Source organism: Belnapia mucosa, assembly GCF_016775475.1.
In the GTDB taxonomy this organism is placed as follows: domain Bacteria; phylum Pseudomonadota; class Alphaproteobacteria; order Acetobacterales; family Acetobacteraceae; genus Belnapia; species Belnapia mucosa.
The window spans coordinates 654,663-674,794 of record NZ_JAEUXJ010000001.1; the positions used below are offsets into that span (position 1 = coordinate 654,663).

The window sequence follows — 20,132 nt, forward strand, 5'->3', positions numbered from 1 at the left end:
GAATCCTCAGTGCAGGCTGCCGAGCAGCCCCGAAAGATGCCGCCGGAGCGCGTTGAACTCCACCCCCGTCGGGTCGCGCGGCCGCGGCAGGGCGATGCGCTCATCGGCGATGATCCGGCCCGGCCCCGGCGACATCACCACCACCCGGTCGGCGAGCAGGATCGCCTCCTCGATCGCATGGGTGACGAAGATGATGCTGAGCCGCGCCTTGGCCCAGATCTCCAGCAGCTCCTCCTGCAGCCGCTCGCGCGTCATCGCGTCGAGCGCGCCGAAGGGCTCGTCCATCAGCACCACCTCGGCATCGTTGGCCAGCACCCGGGCGATGGCGACGCGCTGCTTCATTCCGCCGGAAAGCTGGTGCGGATAGGCATCGGCGAAGCGGGTCAGACCGACCATCTCGACGAAGCGCCGCGCCGTTGCCGCCGCCTCGGATTTCGGCCGGCCACGGGCGATGGGGCCGAAGGCGATGTTCTGGCTGACGGTGAGCCAGGGGAAGAGGCCGTAATCCTGGAACACCATCCCTCTGTCCGGCCCCGGCCCCGCCACCGGCTTGCCCCACATCAGCAACTGGCCCTCGGAGGCCGTCTCGAACCCCGCCACCATGCGCAGCAGCGTCGACTTGCCGCAGCCGGAGGGGCCGATCAGGCAGATGAACTCGCCCCGTTCGATCCGCAGCGAGGCATCGGAGAGGGCGGTGATGGTCTCGCCGCCGAAGGCGAAGCGCTTCCCGACATGGCGGATGTCGAGGATCGGCAGCATCGTCTCCGCCGCCGGGCCAGGGGCAGGGGTGGGGGCCAGCATCGTCTCACCCATGTTGCGGACTCCAGCGCAGCAGGCGGCGGCCGAGGAGCTGCACGGCGCGGTCGGAGAGGAAGCCGAGCACGCCGATGGTCACCATGCCGCTGATCACGATCTCGGTGCGGGAGAGCTGCCGGGCCTCCATGATGATGGCGCCGAGCCCGGTCTGCACCCCGGTCATCTCGCCCACCACGATCACCACCCAGGCGAAGCCGAGGCCCAGCCGCAGCCCGGTGAAGATGGAGGGGAGGGAGGCCGGCAGCACCACCTTCCAGAACACCGCCTGCCGCGAGACGCCGAGCATCGCCGCCGCCTCGAACAGGCGGCCCTCGACGCTGCGGACGCCGAAGATGGTGTTCAGCAGGATGGGGTAGAAGGCGCCGAGGAAGACCAGGAAGAAGGCGCTGCGCGGGCCGATGCCGAAGACGATCATGGCGAGCGGCAGCCAGGCCGTCACCGGGATCGGCCGCAGGATCTGCAAGGAGGGATCGAGCAGGTCCCGCACCACCGGGATCCGCCCGATCAGCATCCCCATCGGCAGCGCCACCAGCGCGGCGAGGGCGAAGCCGCCATAGACCCGCATCACGCTCGCCAGCGCATGGGTGCCGAGCGTCGCCGAATAGAGATCGTCCCAGATGCCGCCGAAGGCCAGGTCCCACCACTGCACCGCCACATCCCAGGGCGGCGGGATCAGGTGGTAGCCCGGCCCGCTGGTCGCGACATGCCAGGCGAGGATGCCGAGGATCGGCGCCGCAACGGCGAGCAGCGCCTGCCGTGGCGAACCCAGCCGCGCGGCAAGCGCCGTCATGCCGCGGACTTCGCCAGCTCGTCGGAGAATTTCGGCTCGAAGAAGGTGGCGAAGTCGGGCAGGGCGCGGATCTGCTTCAGGCTCAGCATCTGCTCGGCATAGGTCCTGGCGCGCGTCACCATCTCGGGCGTCATCTGCCAGTTCAGCTCGACATTGGGCAGGCTCATCTCCAGCGCGTCGCGCCGCATGCCGAGCTTCGCCACGGCCGTCTCGATGGTGGCGTCGCGGTTGGCCATGCCGAACTCGCTCGCCTGGCGATGGACCTTCAGCATGCTGCGCACGAGGTCGGGCCGCTGCGCCACCGTGTCCGGATGGGTGGCGAAGATCATGTTCAGCGAGCCCATCGGCGTCGAATAGGGATATTCGACGATCTTGCCGATGCCGGCGGCCAGCGAGACGCCGGGGCCGGGCTCGGCGCCGACATAGGCATCAACATCACCGCGGGCCAGCGCGATCGGCATCTCGGAGAAGGAGACGCGGACGGATTGCACGTCGCGGATGGTCATCCCCTCCATCCTGAGGCGCTCCAGGATGAAGACCTCCTGGGTCGAGCCGGGCCAGATGCCGACGCGCTTGCCGCGCAGGTCGGCCAATTTCTGGATGCCGGCGTCCTTTTTCGCCACCACCGCCATGCCGCGGTCGCAGCAGGAGCCGACCACCACCACCGGCTCCCGCGCCGCGGCGCCGAGGATCCCGGCGGCGATGCCGAAGGCGCCGAAATCGACCGATTTCGTCACCACGGCATTCTTGCCCTCGGTCGGGCTCTCGAAGGGGATGACCTCGATCCGCATCCCTGCCGGCTGGAAGCGCTCATAGAGATAGGGCGCGATGGAGTGGATCAGGCGCAGCGCACCCATCTTCACCACCACCTCCTGGGCACGGAGCGCAGGGGCGGCGAGGGCGGCGGATGCGGCACCCAGCAGGGCGCGGCGGGCAAGGGCCATGGGGCGGTCCTCCAGCGGGAATGTTGCCGCCGGATATGCAATGCCCGTGCCGTGCCTGCGCATCCGCCTCCGGCCGTCCCGCCTGATGGGCCGCCCGGATTTACGGCAGGCTGCCTAGCCGGCGCGCAGCTCGCGGATGGGCTTGCCAGCGAGGAAGCCTTCCATGGCCTCGACCGCGCCGAGGAAATACTGCGCGTAGTTCTCCTCGGTCACATAGCCCAGATGCGGCGTGAGCACCGTATTCGGCGCGGCCAGCAGCGGATGGCCCGGCGGCAGCGGCTCCTGGTCGAAGACATCGATGCCCGCGCCGGCGATCCAGCCCTCGGTCAGCGCCGCGATCAGCGCCGGCTGGTCGATCAGCGGGCCGCGGCTGGTATTCACGATCACCGCGCTGCGCTTCATCCGCCCGAGATCCTCGGCGCCGATGATCCCCCGCGACCGGTCGGAGAGGATCAGGTGGAGGCTGATGACATCGGCCTCCGCCATCAGCTGCTCCTTCGAAACCAGCCTTGCGCCGGCCGCCTCGGCTCGTTCCGCGGTGAGGTTCTGGCTCCAGGCGATGATCTGCATGCCGAAGGTGGCGCCCACCTTGGCAACCCGGCTGCCGAGATTGCCCAGCCCGACCAAGCCCAGCACCCGGCCCTCCAGCGTGGTGCCGACGCTGCCGCCCGGGGCGATCTGCCAGCCGCCGGCGCGCAGCGAGGCCTGCTGCTCCGGAATGCGGCGCATCAGCGAGAGGATCAGCCCCCAGGTGAGATCGACCGTCGGGTTGCCGAAGCTTGGTGTACCGCAGACGGTGACGCCGCGCGCGGCGGCAGCCTCCAGGTCGATGCTGCGGTTGCGGGCGCCAGTGGTGATCAGCAGACGGAGATTGGGCAGGCGTTCCAGCAGGTTGCGCGGGAAGGGGGTGCGTTCCCGCATCATCAGGATGGCATCGAAGGGGGCGAGTCGGGCGACCAGTGCCTCGGGGTCCGTGACCGTGTCGCGGAAGACCTCGATGGTCAGGCTCTCCGGCAGGCGGTCCCAGGGGCCGCGGGTCAGCGCCACCCCCTGATAGTCGTCGAGGATGGCGAGGCGGGTCAGTGCGGGCATCGGGGCGTTTCCTTCAGGAATTGGCGGCCAGCAGGCGCTGGCTCGCGGCCTCGCGCAGCCGGGCGGGCAGGGGGACGGTCCGGCCCTGCTCGCTGCGGGCGACATAGACATGGACGAAATGCCCCTCCGCCGCGGCCAGCTCCTCCTCATTGCGGAAGATGCCGACCTCGTAGCGGATGGAGGAGGTGCCGAGCTTGGCGCAGCGCACCCCGCAGGTGACGATGTCGGGGAAGGCGATGGGTGCGTGGTAGCGGCAGCCGGTTTCGACCACCAGCCCGACCTCGGGGCTTGTCGCCAAGTCGAGCACGCCGTTCTCGATCAGGAACAGGGCGATCGCGGTGTCGATCCAGCTGTAATAGGTGACGTTGTTGACGTGGCCGTAGACGTCGTTGTCCATCCAGCGGGTCGGGATGGTGGTGAACCAGCGGTACTCGGCACGGGTGCCGCGGGGCGGGCGGCTCATGCCAGGGCCTCCGCGACGATGGCCTCGTCCACGCAATCCTCGAAAGGCGGAATATGGGTGATGGCGCCGGCGGCCAGCATGGCGGCGCCGAGCGTCTCGAAGGCCTCGCGCGGGAAGCGCGGGCCAGCGCCCCAGAGGTCGAGCCCCTGGTAGCGGGCGATGGCGCGGGTCCGGTGCGCCTCCGGCATATTGGGGAAGCGCGGGGCGATCAGCGCGGCGATCTCGGCGGCGGGGGCGGTGCGGATCAGGCGCAGCGCCGCATCCATGGCGCGGATCGCCGCCATCAGCGCCGGGCGTTGGGCGGCGATGCCGGCCTCGGTTGCATAGAAGGCGGTATAGGCGGTGAGGCCCCGGCTGGCCTGAGCGTGCAGCAGATGCCCGCCGGCATCCTCCACCCGGCAGGCGAAAGGCTCGAACATCTGCGCGACGTCGAGGCGCCCCTCGGCCAGTGCCGCGGCATTCTCCGCCATGCCCGGCCCGGCCGGGGCGCCGAGCGTATCCGGCGCCAGCCCGGCCCGGGCGAGGTCACCCTTCAGGCACCAGACCGGGGTTGGCACCTCCGAGACCAGGCCGAGGCGGAGGCGCGGCAGCTCGGCCAGGGTGAAGCCGGGCCTCTGGGTGGCACCCATCAGCAGGAAGGGGTCGCGCATCACCACGGCGCAGAAGCTGCGAAGGGTACAGGCCGGGTCGCGGCTGCGCAGCAGCATGGGCCGCATCGGGCCGGACCAGGCGAAGTCGGCCGCTCCGGCCAGCAGCATCTCGGCCGCGGCATCGGTGCTGCCAGCGGTGACCATCCGCAGCTCCAGCCCCTCGGCGGCAAACAGGCCGCGGGCCTCGGCCAGGTAGAAGGGCGCATAGAACAGGGCGCGGAAGGGCTCGATCAGGGTCAGCTTCGGCAAGGCGCCCTCCGGGGGTGAGATCCGGCCATTATGGCAAGGTCACGCGGCGCGCCAATCCGTGGCGGAAATGTGCATTCGGGCTTCGCCCCCCGTCCCGTGGCCGCTATAGACCATGGCGTGGGCGGCAGCCGCTGCCCTTCCCGACAACCCCTTTGCCCGCCGCGGCAGGTCCGAGAGCGCCTTGAGCAGCCAGACGCTTCCTGAAGCATTCCGCCTCCGCGCCGGCAATTTCAACCTGCTCGTCCTCCGGCTGCTGGATCCGCGGCCCGAGGCCGTGCTGCCGGCGCTGGGCGACCAGTTCCGCCGCGCGCCGGGATTCCTGCGCTTCGCGCCCATCGTCATCGGCCTCGATGATCTGGAAGTGGCGCCGGAGGCGATGGATTTCCGCGGCCTGGTTCAGGGGCTGCGTGCGCTGGAGATCGTGCCTATCGGCACCACCGGCGGCACCCAGGCGATGAAGCAGGCGGCGCAGCATGCCGGCCTGCCGCCGCTGCGCCCCGTCGGCGGCAAGGAGGCAGAGACCGACCTGCCCGTGCCGGCCCCCGCAGCCGAGGCACCGCCGCCCGCGCCGCAGCCGGTGGCCGCGGCACCGGTCGCGCCGGAATTCCAGGGCTCCGGCCGCGCCGCCATGCTGGTGACGGAGCCGGTGCGGTCCGGCCAGCGGATCTATGCCCAGGGCGCCGACCTGATCGTGACGGCGACGGTCAATCCGGGTGCTGAGGTGATCGCCGACGGCAATGTTCATGTCTATGGCGCGCTGCGCGGCCGGGCGGTCGCCGGCGCCGCCGATGATGCGACGGCGCGGATCTTCGCGCTGAATTTCGACCCCGAACTGGTCGCCATCGCCGGCTTCTACGCCGTGCGGGAGGGGTTGGGGGATGCGCCGATCGGCCGCGCCGTGCAGGTGCGGCTGGAAGGCGAGGAGATGCGGTTCGCACCGCTGGGGTAGGGGTATGGGTTTCTGGGCAAGGGGAATGCGTCCATGGCGCAAGTGATCGTTGTCACCTCCGGCAAGGGGGGCGTCGGCAAGACGACGACCAGCGCCGCCTTCGCCACAGGCCTGGCGCAGCGCGGCAAGAAGACCGTGGTGATCGATTTCGACGTGGGGCTGCGGAACCTCGACCTCATCATGGGCGTCGAGCGTCGCGTGGTGTTCGACATCGTCAACGTCATCCAGGGCGAGGCGCGGCTGAACCAGGCGCTGATCCGCGACAAGCGGGTGGACACGCTCGCCATCCTTCCGGCCAGCCAGACCCGCGACAAGGATGCGCTGACCCGCGAGGGCGTCTCGACCATCATCGAGGAGCTCTCGGCGGATTTCGATTACATCCTCTGCGACAGCCCGGCCGGGATCGAGAAGGGGGCGCTGCTCGCCCTCTATTTCGCCGACCAGGCGATCGTGGTGACCAATCCGGAAGTCTCCTCGGTCCGCGACTCCGACCGCATCCTTGGCGTGCTGCAGTCCAAGTCGAAGCGGGCGGAGGAGAAGCGGGACAAGGTGAAGGAGCATCTCCTCGTCACCCGCTACGACCCGAACCGGGTCGAGCGCGGCGAGATGCTGAAGCTCGAGGATGTGCGGGAGATCCTGGCGATCCCGCTGCTCGGCGTCGTCCCCGAGAATGAGAGCGTGCTCAAGGCCTCCAACACCGGCACGCCGGTGATCATGGATACCGAAAGCGTTGCCGGCCAAGCCTACAAGGATGCGGTCGGCCGCTTCCTCGGCGAGGATCTGCCGCATCGCTTCCTGGAGCCCGAGAAGAAGCCGGGCCTCTTCAAGCGCCTGTTCGGGGGGAGGGCCGCGTAATGAGCTGGCTCGATTATTTCCGCGCGGCCCGCAAGGACGAGCCGCCACCCAGCGCCTCCGCCGCCAAGGAGCGCCTGCAGATCGTGCTCGCGCATGAGCGGATCGGCCGCACACGGGAGGATTTCCTGCCGAAGCTCCAGCAGGAGCTGGTGGCGGTCGTGGCGCGCTACGTGGCGATCGACCCCGGCAAGGTGAAGCTCGACCTCGACCGCGGCGGGGACATGTCCACGCTGGCGATCGAGATCGAGCTGCCGGGGCCGCCCGCGAACAAGCCGCAGCAGCGGGCAGCGGCGGGCTAGGCGCCGCTAACGCGCGAGGTAAAGCATCACGTCGCCGCCCTGGAGCGTCTCCGTGGCGTTGCAGGGCTGCGCCGTGCCGTCCTCGACCAGGCGGCGCAGCGGGAAGCGTCCTGCCAGCTGCTCCAGGAATCCGGCCGGCGAGGCGCAGCGCTGCGGGTTGAAGCAGAGCAACAGCTTGATGGCCGGATTGGCCTCGATCATCGCCTGCATCCCGGCATAGGCCGCCTCCTCGGCGCCGCAGAGATCGAGCTTCACGAAATCCGGGCGTTCCGAGGCATAGCGGTCGAGCGGCCGGGTGGAGACCAGGGCGACATCCGGGCCACGGCTTGCGAGCTGCGGGCCGCTGGTGCCGGCGAGGTCCTCCGGCAGCAGATGCGCGTTCATCGGGCTGCCCTCCGGCAAGGCGAGGCGCATGACCCGGCCGGAATTCGGCCCGGCCAGGGCCACATCCTCGAGCTTTGCGCGCCCCTCCATCCCATTGAGCGCCAGGTTGCGCCGCAGCAGCGCGGCGGAGCGGGGATTGGGCTCGATGGCGATGACCTTGCCGCTCGGGCCGACCAGTTCGCCGGCGAGCAGGCTGAAATAGCCGTAGCAAGCGCCGCCATCGATTACGGTCTGGCCCGGCCGTAGCTGCTCGGCCAGGAAACGGGTCGTCCACCATTCCCAGAATCCGTCCATGGCCAGATGCGGCGCATGGGTGAAGTCCCGGGAATCGACCAGCATCTTGTGCCGGCCGAGGCTGCGGACGAGCAGGGTGTCGCCTCCCATCGGCACCGCCTGGGCCATGGCGCGGACCGCCGCCTGCGCCGGGCCCGGGGGGCCGCCCAATTGGGCCAGCGGGACGAGGCGGCGGCGGGGCCGCAACACCTCCCCGAGGCGGGCTAGGGTGCTGGGGCGGGAGGCTGGGGGCATCGGGACGGATTCCGGCAGCGCGGCCGGCGGCCGCGGAGCGGGCCTTGTAGGCCGGCTGCACCGGTTGGGGAATGCGGATCACGGCATCTGGCGCGCGCCCGGCGGCCGCCCTAGCCTTCGCCCATGCCGAACCGCTTCGACTCCGCCATCGCCTATGCGCTGGCGCACGAATCCCCCTGGCCGCGCGACATCCGCGCCCATATCGAATCCGGCTTCTTCGAGCCGCCGCCGGACAACGCCATCCTCGGCCCCGTTGCCCCACGCGGCGGGCCGAACGGGCTGATCCTGCACAGGGGGCAGGAGGTCGCGCGCTGGGGCGACACCCGTCAGGTGGACATGACCTTCTCGGTCGCCAAATCCTACCTCGCCATGCTCGCCGGCCTCGCCCATGGCGACGGGCTGATCCCCGATCTCGACGCGCCGGTCCGTGCGCTGGTCGATGATGGCGGCTTCGAGGAGCCACAGAATGCCAGCATCACCTGGCGGCACCTGCTGACCAATACCTCCGAATGGGAGGGCACGCTCTTCGGCAAGTCGGATGTCATCGACCGCGGCCGCAATCTGACGGTCGAGGGGCAAGGGCGGAAAGGCCTGGCGCGGCCGCTGCACGCCCCCGGCACCTATTGGGAATACAACGATGTCCGGGTGAACCGCCTTTCCCTCGCCCTGCTCCGCCTGTTCCGCCGGCCGCTGCCGGAGGTCTTCGCCGAGCGGATCATGCGGCCGATCGGTGCCTCGGAGGATTGGCGCTGGCATGGCTATGAGACCTCCTGGGTGGAGGTGGACGGCCGGCGGATGCAAAGCGTCTCCGGTGGCGGGCATTGGGGCGGCGGCGTCTTCATCCATGCCGAGGACCAGGCGCGGATCGGCCAGCTCACCCTCCAGGACGGGGTCTGGGACGGGCACCGCCTGCTGCCCGAGGGCTGGGTGCGGCAATGCGCGACGCCCTGCGCCCTCAACCCGCATTACGGCCTGCTCTGGTGGCTCAATACCGGGCGGACCCGCTGGCCCTCGGCCAGCGCCGGAAGCTGGTGCTTCTCCGGCGCCGGCGGCAACATCACCTGGGTCGATCCCGAGCTGGGGATCACCGCCGTGCTGCGCTGGGTGGACCAGACCAAGCTTGACGGTTTCATGGCGGCGGTCCGCGCCGCGCTTCAGTAGCGGTAATAGCCGCCAGCCCCGCCCCAATAGGGCCGCGGCGGCGGGGCATAGGCCCAGGGCGGCGGTCCGCCATAGGGGCGATGCCAATGGGGCCGGCCGTAATAGGGCGGCGGAGGAGGCGGCGGGGCGTAGTAGCCGCCACCATGACCGCCGCCATAGCCCCAATGGGCCGGCATGGGTTGGGCCGCCGCCTGGTTCGGGCTGGCCAGCACGGCGCCGAGGCTGAGGGCACCGGCGGCGAGGAGGGGAATGAGCTTCCGCATGACCTTCTTGTCCTAGGCTGGTCCGGGACCGGACCAGCGCCACGAATGGAGGTTAGGCGGATCGGGGTTGCGCCCGTGCGTGCGGCCGGTGAAATGCGCAGCGAGCGCCGGTTACGCGCCGGTTGCACCCCGCCATTCTGCCGCCATAAGCCGGCCCTCGCCGGGCCATGGGAGCACCCTATGAGCCGCCCCGATCCGCTGCCGCATCTCGCCCGGCTGGCTGCCGCGCTGGAGGCCAAGGACCAGCCCGCTGCCGGCTTCGCCGCGCTGGAGGAGGCCGCCGGCAGCGCCATCGGCCATATCCTCTTCACCGTGCTGCTGCACGACGCGGCGCGGCGGGAGAATGCTCGGCTCTATTCCAACCAGCCGGCCGCCTATCCGCCGGGCGGCCGCAAGGCGGTGGTGGAGACGCCCTGGACGACGCGGCTGTTCGCCGAAGGCCGACCCTTCATCGGCCGCGACGCCGGCGATATCCGGGCGAATTTCCGCGACCATGCGCTGATCCTCTCGCTGGGCTGCGAGAGCGTGCTGAACCTGCCGGTGCGCTGGCGGGGGCGCACCATCGGCACGGTCAACCTGCTCCACCGCGCCGGCTGGTATGAGGAGGCCGATGCCGCGACGGGACGGCTGATCGCCGGCCTCGCCGTGCCGATCCTGCTAGCGGCGCGGCTGCCCGATCAGGGCCGCGGCTGCACCGCGTAGCGGCCGGGCCCGGTCCAGGCGAGGATGAGGAAGCCGCCAATCATCGCCAGATTCTTAAAAAAGCTGAACATCTGGCCGACCTGCGCCGGGCCGGTGAATTCCCAGAAACGATGCGCGATGATGCTGGTGCCGAGCGTGTAGAGGATGAGCCCGAAGGCCGCCCAGCGGGTCTGGATGCCGAGGAGGACGAGGATCGGCAGCACCGCCTCCGCCGCTGTCGCCACGATCCCGCCGAGATAGGGAATCGGCGCGCCCTGCTGGGTCAGGGTGGTGACGATCCCCGGCCAGCCGGTGATTTTCAAATAGGCACTGATCGGAAAGATCGCGACGAGGAAAATGCGCCCGATCAGCAGGACGAGGTCAAAGCTGTCGGTGCGGGTCTCGGTCTGCATACGGGCCCTCCGGTCCTGGTGGCGGCGAAGCTAACGGCTTTGCCGTCGCCGCCACAAGGCCGGCTCAGCGCGGCGGCGAGACCGCGTGTTCCCGGAGGCTGGCGCCGGTCTGCGGATCGATCTCCCGCAGCAGCACGTCATAGCTCCAGAGGCTGGCGAGGTGGCGGAGCACCTGCCGCGCCTCCTGCTCCTCCAGCAACCGGCCAGCGGCAACCCGGTGTTCCAGCACCAGGCGACGGTCGCCGGAGAGATCCACATCCACCACTTGGATATCCGGATCGGTCCAGGCCGGGTCGTATTGCTTGGCCAGCGCCCGGCGGAGGCGGCGATAGCCGCGTTCGTCATGCATGGCATCGACCCGGAGCACCGGCTGCGCCACATCGTCCTGCAGATGGAAGAGCTTGAACTTCCGCATTAGATGCGGGCTGAGGAATTGCAGGATGAAGCTTTCGTCGCGGAATTCCGCCCAGCCATGCCGCAGCACCGGCATCGGGTCGCCGCAGCCGGCGAAGTCGGGGAACCACTCGCGGTCCTCCTCCGTGGGCTCGCGGCAGATGCGCTCGATATCCTCCATCATGGCGAAGCCGAGCGCATAGGGATTGATGCCGGAATAGCGTGGGTCGTCGAAATCCGGCTGCATGATGACGCTGCTATGGGAATGCAGCGCCTCCAGCAGCGCGCCATCGGTGATCTGCCCCTCGGCATGCAGCGTGTTCAGGATGCGATGATGGACATAGGTCGCGCAGCCCTCGTTCATCATCTTGGTCTGGCGCTGCGGATGGAAATACTGCGCGACGTTGCGGACGATCCGCAGCACCTCGCGCTGCCAGGGCGCCAGGCGCGGGGCCGACTTCTCGAGGAAGTAGAGGATGTTCTCATGCGGCAGCTGGAGCATGGCGCGCCGCTTCTCGACATCGTTGGCAACGGCGGAGGCACCGGCGCTGCGCTCCGGCAGGGTGCTCCAGAGCACGTTGTACATCTGCTCGTCATGCGCCCGCCGCTCGCGCTCGCGCAACTCCTCCGAGCGCAGATCGATGGCGCGGCGGTGGTGGCGGTGGACGCCGTAATTCATCAACGCATGAGCAGAATCCAGCACCCGCTCCACCGCGATCTCGCCATAGCGGTCCTCGCAGTCGGCGATATAGCCCTTGGCGAATTCCAGGTAGTCGAGGATGCCCTTGGCATCCGTCCATTCCTTGAAAAGCCGGTTGTTCTTGAAGAAGTGGTTATGACCGAAGGCGGCATGGGCAATCACCAGCGCCTGCAAGGTTGCGGTATTTTCCTCCATGACATAGGAGAGGCAGGGGTCGGAGTTGATGACGATCTCATAGGCGAGGCCGCGCAGCCCCTTGCGGTATAGCGCCTCGTGCTGGGCGAATTGCTTGCCGAAGGACCAGTGCCGGTAAAACAGCGGCAGGCCGGTGCTGGCATAGGCGTCCAGCATCTGCTCGGCGCTGATGATCTCGATGCGGTTGGTGTAGTAGTCGAGTCCCAGGTCGCGGACCGCCACCACCTCGCAGGCATCATGGATGCGCATGAGGGTGTTGAAGTCCCAATCCGCCCCTTCATAGAGGAGCTGGGCCGTCGAGACGGGCGCGTTCATGCCTTGGCCTCCTCCAGCAACCCGCGCTTGGCGAAGAGCTCGCGGAATACGGGGAAAATCTCCCGCCGGTTCCGCACCTTCTTCATGGCCATCGGGGCGCCGGCGCTGACGAGCTGTTCATAGGTGCGCCAGAGATCGGTCGGGCCGCGGGGGAAGCCGGGCATGCCGTGCTCGCCGTCGCGGCCGACCTCGATATAGGCATAGTACTGGCAGGCCGGCAGGATCTCGTCGATCAGCAGCCGTGCGGTGCGCTGGCTGTCGCCGGCGGCATTGTCGCCATCCGAGGCCTGGGCGGCATAGATGTTCCAATCACTCGGCGGGTAGCGATCGGCGACGACCTTCCGCATCTCCTCGAGCGCGGTCGAGACCAGCGTGCCGCCGGTCTCCCGGCTGTGGAAGAAGGTCTCCTCATCGACCTCGGAGGCCTCATGCGTGTGGCGGATGAAGACGATCTCCACATGCTTGTACCGCCGCTGCAGGAAGATGTAGAGCAGCGTGTAGAAGCGCTTGGCGAGGTCCTTCATCTCCTCGGTCATGCTGCCCGAGACATCCATCAGGCAGAACATGACCGCCCGCGCCACCGGGCGGGGGACCGGCTCGAAGCGCCGGTAGCGGACATCGATCGGGTCGATCCAGGGGATGCGCTGGCTGCGGCGGAGCTGGATCTCCAGCTCGGCCTTCAGCGCGGCGATCTTGTCCTCGGTGCCGGGCTGGCCTTCCAGCGCCGCGATCTCCGCCTCCAGCGCGGCCACCGCTTCCGGCTTCGGCCGCTTCAGCGCGATGCGCCGGGAGAGGCTGTTCCGCATGGTGCGAGCCAGCGACAGGTTGGAGGGCGTGCCCGCCACCGAATAGCCGGCCCGGTGCCAGGCGGGGTCCGATCCCTCGACCAGGCGCCGCTTGGCCAGGTCGGGCAGTTCCAGGTCGTCGAGGAAGAGGGAGAGGAATTCCTCCCGCGAGAGAACGAAGCGGAAGGCATCCTCGCCGCCGCCATCGGGCGAGCCCTCGGAGCCCCCGCCGCCGCCACCGCTCGGCGGCCGCTGGATCTCGTCGCCCTCGCGGTATTCCTTATTGCCCGGCAACACATGGTCCCGGGTGCCGCCCCCGCCATGATGGAAGCTCGGCTCCCGGATGCCGTGGAGGGGGATCGAGACCTCGCCCCCTTCGTCGGCGCTGCGGATGTCGCGCTTGGCGGAGGCGTCCCGGACTGCCTCCTGCACCAGGGACTTGGCCCGGCGCAGGAAGCGCTGCCGGTTCGGCAGGCTGCGTCCGCTTGGGTTCAGGCGGCGGTCAAGGATCTGCATCGAGCAGGCGCCTCGCGATCCGTTTCGGGGTCAGCCGGCCTGCTTGACGCGCATATACCATTCGACAAGCCGGCGAACCTGTCTCTCCGTATAGCCCCGGGAGATCATGCGTTGCACGAACTCCCCGTGCTTCTTCTCAGTCTCCCCATCTTTCTTCGAGCCGAAGGAGATCACCGGCAACAGGTCCTCGACCTGGCTGAACATGCGCCGTTCGATCACCTCGCGGATCTTCTCATAGGAGGTCCAGGAGGGGTTCCGCCCGCCCCGGTTGGCCCGGGCGCGAAGGGCGAATTTCACGACCTCGTTGCGGAAGTCCTTCGGGTTGGCGATCCCGGCCGGCTTCTCGATCTTGGTGAGCTCCTGGTTCAGCAGCTCCCGGTTCATCATCTGACCGGTATCGGGGTCCTTGAAGTCCATATCCTCGACCCAGGCATCGGCATAGGCGACGTAGCGGTCGAAGAGGTTCTGGCCGTAATCGTTGTACGACTCGAGATAGGCCTTCTGGATCTCGTTGCCGATGAACTCGGCGTAGCGCGGCGCCAGCTCGCCCTTGATGAATTCGAGGTAGCGCTTTTCCACCTCGTCCGGGAGCTGCTCGCGCCGGATGGTCTGCTCCAGCACATACATCAGATGGACCGGGTCGGCGGCGATCTCGGTCGTGTCGTAATTGAAGGCGGCGGCGAGGACCTTGAAGGCGAAACGGGTGGAGGCACCCTCCATCCCCTCATCCGGTCCGGCGGCGTCGCGGTATTCCTGCATATTCTTCGCGCGCGGGTCGGTCTCCTTCAGCGACTCGCCGTCATAGACCCGCATCTTGGCGTAGACGTTGGAATTCTCGTGCTTCTTGAGGCGCGAGAGCACGGTGAAGCGGGCCAGCATCTCGAGCGTCGCCGGGGCGCAGGGCGACCGGGCAAGCTCAGAGGTGGAGACCAGCTTCTCGTAGATCTTCTGCTCCTCCGTCACCCGGAGGCAGTAGGGGACCTTGATGACGTAGATGCGGTCGATGAAGGCTTCGTTGTTCTTGTTGTTTTTGAAGCTCTGCCACTCCGACTCGTTGCTATGGGCCAGGATGATACCCTGGAAGGGCAGGGCGCCGATATTCTCGGTGCCGATGTAGTTGCCCTCCTGCGTCGCGGTCAGCAGCGGGTGCAGCATCTTGATCGGCGCCTTGAACATCTCGACGAATTCGAGGATGCCCTGGTTGGCGCGGTTCAGCCCGCCGGAGAAGCTGTAGGCGTCCGGGTCATTCTGGCCGAACATCTCCAGCTTGCGGATATCGACCTTGCCCACCAGCGAGGAGATGTCCTGGTTGTTCTCGTCGCCCGGCTCGGTCTTGGCGATGCCGATCTGCCGCAGGCGCGAGGGCCGCACCTTCACCACCCGGAACTGCGAGATGTCGCCGCCGAAGGCATCTAGCCGCTTGAGTGCCCAGGGGCTCATCAGCCCGGTCAGGCGGCGGCGGGGGATGCCGTAGCGGTCCTCCAGCAACGGGCCCATGCGCTCGGGGTCGAAGAGGCCGAGCGGGCTTTCGAAAACCGGGCTCATCTCGTCCCCGGCCTTCAGCACATAGATCGGCTCCGCCTCCATCAGCGCCTTGAGGCGCTCGGCGAGGGAGGATTTGCCGCCGCCGACCGGGCCGAGGAGGTAGAGGATTTGCTTCCGCTCCTCCAGGCCCTGGGCCGCATGGCGGAAGAAGCCGACGATCCGCTCGATCGTCTCCTCCATCCCGAAGAATTCGGAAAAGGCGGGATAGATGCGGATGGTTCGGTTCAGGAATATTCGGCCAAGCCGGGAATCCTTGGCGGTATCCACGACTGTCGGCTCGCCGATCGCCTTCAGAATCCGCTCCGGAGCGCTGGCATAGACACTCGGATCGGTTCTGCAGGCGTCCAGGTATTCCTGGATGGACATGTCTGTTTCGCGCCGAGACTCATATGTCCGGGCGTAATCGGCGAAGATGTCCTGCATGCTGTTCATCGGCCGCCCCTGCAAGCGCTGCCAGTCAGATGGCAACGCAGACAGTGTGGGGAATGGCACGCACCGCTGCGGTAAACTTTTATTGCTGCGGCGCACTGCGCTCGTGTAGATTGCAAATCACGGCAAACGGAGCATGGGCGGGGCCGACCGGCTGCGCCCAACCATTGGCTGGTACGCCAAGTTATGCCGAAGCTGTGTGCGGCCCAGCTTCAACATTGGGCTGTTGCGGCGTCTGTCGCGGTTCATGGCCGTGCAGCAACAGAAACGGCTTGCACTCCGCAGACCGTGATTTCTTGCTGTAACATTTTGCCACGCAACGGTGAGGCGGCCGGGGCGAAGAACGCCCACGGCCTGTTGCCTTTCGGCATCACCGCCGCATTTCTATGCAAACCATGCGCCACAGCCTCGGCCTAATCCTCGCTATTGGCCGGCACGCCGCAGGTCACCCCGCCATCGATGATGATGCTCTGCCCGGTCATGAAGCTTCCGGCCGGGGAGGCGAGGAAGATCGCGGCGCCGGCGATCTCGTCCGGCTCGCCGATCCGCTTCAGCGGGGTGTCCCGGGTGCGCTTCTTGTAGTTCACCGGATCCTCCCACAGCGCCCGGGCGAAATCGGTCCGCACCAGGCCGGGGGCGATGCAGTTCACCCGGATATTCTTCGGCCCCCATTCGCAGGCCAGGTTCCGCGCCAGCTGCAGGTCGGCCGCCTTGGTGATCGCATAGGCGCCGAGATTGACCGAGCCGCGGTACCCGCCAATCGAGGAGATGATGACGATGGCGCCCCCGCCGCGGGTCTCCATGCTCGGGATGCACATATGCGACAGCCACATATTCGACTTGATGTTGGTCGCCATCATCTTGTCGAAGACCTCGTCCGGGATGCCCATCGCCGGGCCGAAATGCGGGTTGATCGCCGCATTGCAGACCAGGATGTCGACGCCGCCCCAGCGGGCGATGGTCGCATCCGCCAGCGCCTGGAGCTCCGGCTTGCGACCGATATTGCAGGCCATGGCGAAGGCCTCGCCGCCCTTGGCGGTGATCCCGTCCACCACCTCCTGGCAAGCATCGAGCTTGCGGGAGGAGACGACGACCTTGGCGCCATGCTCCGCCATACGTTCGGCGATGGCGCGCCCTATGCCGCGGGAGCCGCCGGTGACGATCGCCACCTTGCCGCTGAGGTCGAAAAGCGAAGACGAAGCCATGGGGCGTTCCTCCTGGGTTGTTGGCGGTGATTGTCCGCAGCGGTTTTGTCCGGCGTCAACCCGGCCTAGAACGGGTCGACCATTGCCGCAGGAGCCGCAGCCGTGACCCTTGAGCTACCCCATGCCGTGCCGCTCGATGGTGCCTCGAACCTGCGCGACCTCGGCGGCTGGCCGGTCGCGGATGGGCGCCGGGTGCGGCGCGGCATCCTCTACCGCTCGGCGACGCTGGCGCATCTGACGGAACGGGACGTGGCGACCATCGCCGGGCTCGGACTCCGGACCGTCTGCGACCTGCGCGGGGTGGAGGAGGCGGCGCATCGCCCCTCCCGCCTGCCGGAGGGGGCGGAGCGGGTCCATCTGGCGATCGAGCCAACGGTCGGCGCCTCCCTCGCCGATCTGATGCGGCGGGAGCTTTCGACCGGCGAGGATGTGGTCGCGCTGCTGCGGCGCGCCTATCTCGATTACGGGACCCGCTTCATCGGCGCCTATCGCGACCTGTTCGAGCTGCTGCTGGACCCGGCGCGGCATGCGCTGCTGTTCCACTGCTCGGCCGGCAAGGACCGCACCGGGCTCGGCGCTGCGCTGGTGCTGACGGCGCTCGGCGCTACGCGGCAGACCGTGATGGAGGATTACCGGGCCACCGACCGGATCTGGCGCCGCGACCTGCCGATGCCGCCGGGGACGCCGAAGCCGCTGGCGGATGCGCTCTACGATACCCATCCGGAGCTGCTCGAGGCGGCGCTGGATGCGGCGGTCGAGGCGCATGGCGGCTCCATGCCCCTGCTGCTGGAACGGGGGCTGGGGCTGGATGCGGCGCGGCTCGGGCGGCTCAGGGAGCTGCTGCTGGAATAGTCACGGCATATAGCCGCCGCCATTCACGTGATAGACCTGCCCGGTAATCCAGCCCGCCCCGGCTGAGGCCAGGAACACCGCCATGGCGGCGATATCCTCCGGCTGGCCGAGCCGGCCGAGCGGCAGGGCGGCGCCCATCGCCCGGACCTCATCATCCGTATTGCCATAACGCGGCTGGGCGGTGTCGGTCAGGCCGGGGGCGATGGCGTTGACCCGAATCCCATGCGGCGCCAGGGCCAGCGCCATGGAGCGGGTGATGCCGACCACGCCGTTCTTCGTGGCGCTGTAATGCACCCCGACCGGCGTGCCCCGCACGGCGGCGGAGGCGAGATTAATGATGCAGCCCGGAACCCCGGCGGCGACCATCGCCCGGGCGGCCGCCTGGGCGGTGAATGCGCTGCCCTTCAGGTTCACCGCCAGCACCCGGTCCCATTCCGCCTCCTGCATCGCCAGGAAATCGGCGCGGGGAAAGATGCCGGCATTGTTTACCAGCACCGTCGGCGTGCCGAGCGCCGCGGCGGCGGCCTCGACGATGGCGGCGCAGGCCGGGGCGCCGGCGCCGACATCGCCCTGGACCAAGGCGGCCTGGCGGCCGAGCGCCCGGATCTCGGCGGCGACCGCTTCGGCCGCCGCCCGGTCGTCCAGCCAGTTGACCGCCACGTCATAGCCGGCTGCGGCCAGGGCGATGGCGCAGGCGCGCCCGATTCCCTGCTGTGCGCCGGTCACCAGGGCCACCATCGCCGCCTCCTGCATCATGCTGCGGCGCAGTATGGCGCGAGGCTCAGCGGCTGGACAGGGCGCGGTAGCGCTCCAGCATCTGCCCGCCGTCATTGCCGGCGCGGGTGACCCATTCCTGGGTCTGCTTCTCCCCGATCCCGCGCAGCTGAGCCTGCATGGCGGATGGCGCCGCCGCGACCTGGACGCCGTGGCTGCGGAGCTTCTCCACCATCTCCACCTCGGCCTCGCGCGAATATTCGGCGCCGCGCGCCTCGGCCCGCTTCGCCGCATCCAGCACCGCCTGGCGCGTCGCGGGGTCCAGCGCGGCCAGAGCCCGGCTATTGGCGAAGATGGCATTGCGCGGCCGCATGCCGCCGACATCGGTGAAATTCCGGGCGAAGTCCCAGGCGCTGGCATCCACCCCGGTCTGGGCCGAGGTGAAGAGCACGTTCACCACATTGGTGGCGAAGGCCTGCGGGATCTCCGGCACCTGCACCGTCACCGGTTGGGCGCCGAGCAGCTCGGCGAAGCGGAAGGTCAGGTTGTTGAAGGCCCGCAGCCGGGTGCCACGCAGCTCCTCGACCGAGGTGAGGGGCGTGCGGGTGTAGAAGCCCTGGCCGTTCCAATTGACCATGTAGAGCAGGGTCAGCCCCTGCCGCTCCAGCCGGGTGCGGATATAGGGCTCGGTCGCCTGGTGCAGCTTGGCGGCGGCCTCGACCGTATCGGCGAGGAAGGGGACGCTGTCCACCTCGAAGAAGGGATCCTCGTTGCCATAGGCCGAAAGCAGGATCTCGCCGAGCTGAACCTGCCCGGTCTGCACCCCGCGCTTGATCTGCGGCATCGGCAGCAGCGTGCCGTTGTGATGCGCCTGGACGGTCAGCTTCCCGCTAGTGGCCTGCTCGATATCCGCCAAAAAGGCGCGGACGTTGCGGGTGTGGAAATTCGCCTCGGCATAGGGGGTCGCCATGACCCAGCGGGTCTGGGCGCCGGCGGATTGGGCGAACAGGCAGAGCGCCGCCCCGGCCAGGGCGGTGAACAAGGGCTTCATCGTGGTTTCCTCCCTTTGCCGCGCAGTGCGCGGTGGTGGCGGCATGGTCGGCAAGGCCGCTCCCGCTGGCAAGGGGGGCCTGGACCGCGCCGCCGAGCCGTGTAGCCTGCCGCCATGATCACGCTGCCCGAGACCCCGAGCTTTCGCCTCGATGGCCGCCGTGCCTTCGTCACCGGAGCCGGTCGGGGCATCGGCCTGGCGGCGGCTGCGGCGCTGGCCGGGGCCGGGGCGGCGGTGACCCTCGCCGCCCGGAGCGCCGGTGAGATCGAGGCGGCGGCGGAGGCGATCCGCGCCGCCGGCGGGGCGGCCGATGCGCTGGTGGTGGACGTGGCCGATGTGCCGGCGATGCAGGCGGCGATCGCCGCCCGGCCGGCCTACCACGCCTTCGTCAACAATGCCGGCACCTCCCGGCATGCCCCCTTCCTCGAGGTGACCGAGGCCGATTTCGACACGGTGCTGGCGCTGAACCTGCGCGGTTGCTTCTTCGCCGCCCAAGCGGTGGCGCGGCGGATGGCGGCGGAGGGGGTGCGCGGCTCCATCATCAACATCTCCTCCCAGATGGGGCATGTGGGCGGGCCGAATCGCAGCGTCTACTGCGCCAGCAAATGGGCGATGGAAGGCTGGACCAAGGCGATGGCGCTGGAACTCGCCCCCTTGGGGATCCGCGCCAATACCATCGGCCCGACCTTCATCGAGACGCCGATGACCCGGCCCTTTTTCGAACGGCCGGAATTCGCCGACTGGGTCCTCTCGAAAATCAAGCTCGGCCGGGTCGGCCAGGTGCAGGATCTGATGGGGGCGGTGGTCTTCCTCGCCTCCGAGGCCTCGGCCCTGATGACCGGATCGGCCATGGTGATCGATGGCGGCTGGACCGCCGAATAGGGGAAATGCCGCA

At 68.7% G+C, this 20,132-nt stretch carries 22 protein-coding genes; 7 read left to right on the top strand and 15 right to left on the bottom strand.

Annotation, left to right across the window (positions count from 1 at the left end; genetic code table 11):
• Positions 1–6: 6 nt before the first annotated feature.
• The 6 genes from JMJ55_RS03175 to JMJ55_RS03200 all read right to left on the bottom strand — a co-directional run bounded on the left by JMJ55_RS03175 (position 7) and on the right by JMJ55_RS03200 (position 5,004).
• On the bottom strand, positions 7–813 hold the full coding sequence (locus JMJ55_RS03175) for an ABC transporter ATP-binding protein (RefSeq protein ID WP_236033332.1): 807 nt from the start codon (positions 811–813) through the stop codon (positions 7–9).
• Positions 806–1,606 carry an ABC transporter permease gene (locus JMJ55_RS03180; RefSeq protein WP_202824023.1) on the bottom strand — a complete coding sequence of 267 codons (801 nt, stop codon included), beginning with the start codon at positions 1,604–1,606 and terminating at the stop codon, positions 806–808. The genes JMJ55_RS03175 and JMJ55_RS03180 overlap by 8 nt, the downstream gene beginning before the upstream one ends.
• Positions 1,603–2,550 carry an ABC transporter substrate-binding protein gene (locus JMJ55_RS03185; RefSeq protein ID WP_202824024.1) on the bottom strand — a complete coding sequence of 316 codons (948 nt, stop codon included), beginning with the start codon at positions 2,548–2,550 and terminating at the stop codon, positions 1,603–1,605. The genes JMJ55_RS03180 and JMJ55_RS03185 overlap by 4 nt, the downstream gene beginning before the upstream one ends.
• 114 nt (positions 2,551–2,664) lie before the next feature.
• Positions 2,665–3,642, bottom strand: a complete 978-nt coding sequence (locus tag JMJ55_RS03190) for a D-2-hydroxyacid dehydrogenase family protein (RefSeq protein WP_236033333.1) — start codon at positions 3,640–3,642, stop codon at positions 2,665–2,667.
• A gap of 13 nt (positions 3,643–3,655) precedes the next feature.
• A complete protein-coding gene (locus tag JMJ55_RS03195) occupies positions 3,656–4,105 on the bottom strand; it encodes an acyl-CoA thioesterase (RefSeq protein ID WP_202824025.1) in 450 nt (149 codons plus the stop codon).
• A complete protein-coding gene (locus tag JMJ55_RS03200) occupies positions 4,102–5,004 on the bottom strand; it encodes an ABC transporter substrate-binding protein (RefSeq protein ID WP_202824026.1) in 903 nt (300 codons plus the stop codon). Before JMJ55_RS03200 ends, JMJ55_RS03195 begins: the two co-directional genes overlap by 4 nt.
• 181 nt (positions 5,005–5,185) lie before the next feature.
• Here JMJ55_RS03200 and minC point away from each other — a divergent pair, with 181 nt between their 5' ends.
• From minC to minE, 3 genes are read left to right on the top strand one after another with little or no spacing between them, the layout of a single operon-like run.
• Positions 5,186–5,953 (top strand): septum site-determining protein MinC, encoded by a 768-nt coding sequence (gene minC / locus JMJ55_RS03205; protein ID WP_236033334.1) that lies wholly within the window; start codon positions 5,186–5,188, stop codon positions 5,951–5,953.
• Positions 5,954–5,986: 33 nt separating this feature from the next.
• Positions 5,987–6,808 carry a septum site-determining protein MinD gene (minD, locus tag JMJ55_RS03210; protein WP_202824028.1) on the top strand — a complete coding sequence of 274 codons (822 nt, stop codon included), beginning with the start codon at positions 5,987–5,989 and terminating at the stop codon, positions 6,806–6,808.
• Positions 6,808–7,107: a cell division topological specificity factor MinE gene (gene minE / locus JMJ55_RS03215; RefSeq protein WP_202824029.1), complete on the top strand. Its 300-nt coding sequence runs from the start codon at positions 6,808–6,810 to the stop codon at positions 7,105–7,107. Before minD ends, minE begins: the two co-directional genes overlap by 1 nt.
• A 6-nt stretch (positions 7,108–7,113) precedes the next feature.
• On the opposite strand, the gene JMJ55_RS03220 is transcribed toward minE, so the two are convergent.
• Complete coding sequence (locus JMJ55_RS03220) at positions 7,114–8,019, bottom strand: FkbM family methyltransferase (protein ID WP_202824030.1); 906 nt, start codon at positions 8,017–8,019, stop codon at positions 7,114–7,116.
• Between the two features lie 123 nt (positions 8,020–8,142).
• Between JMJ55_RS03220 and JMJ55_RS03225 the strand changes: the two genes are divergently transcribed.
• Complete coding sequence (locus JMJ55_RS03225) at positions 8,143–9,180, top strand: serine hydrolase domain-containing protein (RefSeq protein ID WP_202824031.1); 1,038 nt, start codon at positions 8,143–8,145, stop codon at positions 9,178–9,180.
• Here JMJ55_RS03225 and JMJ55_RS03230 read toward each other — a convergent pair.
• A complete protein-coding gene (locus JMJ55_RS03230) occupies positions 9,174–9,443 on the bottom strand; it encodes a hypothetical protein (RefSeq protein WP_202824032.1) in 270 nt (89 codons plus the stop codon). The genes JMJ55_RS03225 and JMJ55_RS03230 overlap by 7 nt on opposite strands.
• A 180-nt stretch (positions 9,444–9,623) precedes the next feature.
• Between JMJ55_RS03230 and JMJ55_RS03235 the strand changes: the two genes are divergently transcribed.
• A complete protein-coding gene (locus JMJ55_RS03235) occupies positions 9,624–10,145 on the top strand; it encodes a GAF domain-containing protein (protein WP_202824033.1) in 522 nt (173 codons plus the stop codon).
• On the opposite strand, the gene JMJ55_RS03240 is transcribed toward JMJ55_RS03235, so the two are convergent.
• The 5 genes from JMJ55_RS03240 to JMJ55_RS03260 all read right to left on the bottom strand — a co-directional run bounded on the left by JMJ55_RS03240 (position 10,121) and on the right by JMJ55_RS03260 (position 16,620).
• Positions 10,121–10,537, bottom strand: a complete 417-nt coding sequence (locus JMJ55_RS03240) for a DoxX family protein (protein ID WP_202824034.1) — start codon at positions 10,535–10,537, stop codon at positions 10,121–10,123. The two genes, JMJ55_RS03235 and JMJ55_RS03240, sit on opposite strands and share 25 nt — an antisense overlap.
• 64 nt (positions 10,538–10,601) lie before the next feature.
• Complete coding sequence (locus JMJ55_RS03245; protein WP_202824035.1) at positions 10,602–12,140, bottom strand: SpoVR family protein; 1,539 nt, start codon at positions 12,138–12,140, stop codon at positions 10,602–10,604.
• Complete coding sequence (locus JMJ55_RS03250; RefSeq protein WP_202824036.1) at positions 12,137–13,441, bottom strand: YeaH/YhbH family protein; 1,305 nt, start codon at positions 13,439–13,441, stop codon at positions 12,137–12,139. Before JMJ55_RS03250 ends, JMJ55_RS03245 begins: the two co-directional genes overlap by 4 nt.
• 30 nt (positions 13,442–13,471) lie before the next feature.
• Positions 13,472–15,418 carry a PrkA family serine protein kinase gene (locus JMJ55_RS03255; protein WP_202824037.1) on the bottom strand — a complete coding sequence of 649 codons (1,947 nt, stop codon included), beginning with the start codon at positions 15,416–15,418 and terminating at the stop codon, positions 13,472–13,474.
• A 410-nt stretch (positions 15,419–15,828) separates the two neighbouring features.
• Positions 15,829–16,620, bottom strand: a complete 792-nt coding sequence (locus JMJ55_RS03260; protein ID WP_202824038.1) for an SDR family NAD(P)-dependent oxidoreductase — start codon at positions 16,618–16,620, stop codon at positions 15,829–15,831.
• A 102-nt stretch (positions 16,621–16,722) separates the two neighbouring features.
• Between JMJ55_RS03260 and JMJ55_RS03265 the strand changes: the two genes are divergently transcribed.
• Positions 16,723–17,472, top strand: coding sequence for a tyrosine-protein phosphatase (locus tag JMJ55_RS03265; protein ID WP_202824039.1), 750 nt, complete (start codon positions 16,723–16,725; stop codon positions 17,470–17,472).
• On the opposite strand, the gene JMJ55_RS03270 is transcribed toward JMJ55_RS03265, so the two are convergent.
• On the bottom strand, positions 17,473–18,210 hold the full coding sequence (locus JMJ55_RS03270; RefSeq protein ID WP_202824040.1) for an SDR family NAD(P)-dependent oxidoreductase: 738 nt from the start codon (positions 18,208–18,210) through the stop codon (positions 17,473–17,475).
• Positions 18,211–18,253: 43 nt separating this feature from the next.
• Positions 18,254–19,237, bottom strand: coding sequence for a TRAP transporter substrate-binding protein (locus JMJ55_RS03275; RefSeq protein WP_202824041.1), 984 nt, complete (start codon positions 19,235–19,237; stop codon positions 18,254–18,256).
• Positions 19,238–19,351: 114 nt separating this feature from the next.
• On the opposite strand from JMJ55_RS03275, the gene JMJ55_RS03280 reads away from it, so the two are divergent.
• Entirely contained in the window at positions 19,352–20,119 is a 768-nt protein-coding gene (locus tag JMJ55_RS03280; protein WP_202824042.1) for an SDR family NAD(P)-dependent oxidoreductase, read from the top strand.
• Positions 20,120–20,132: the final 13 nt, after the last annotated feature.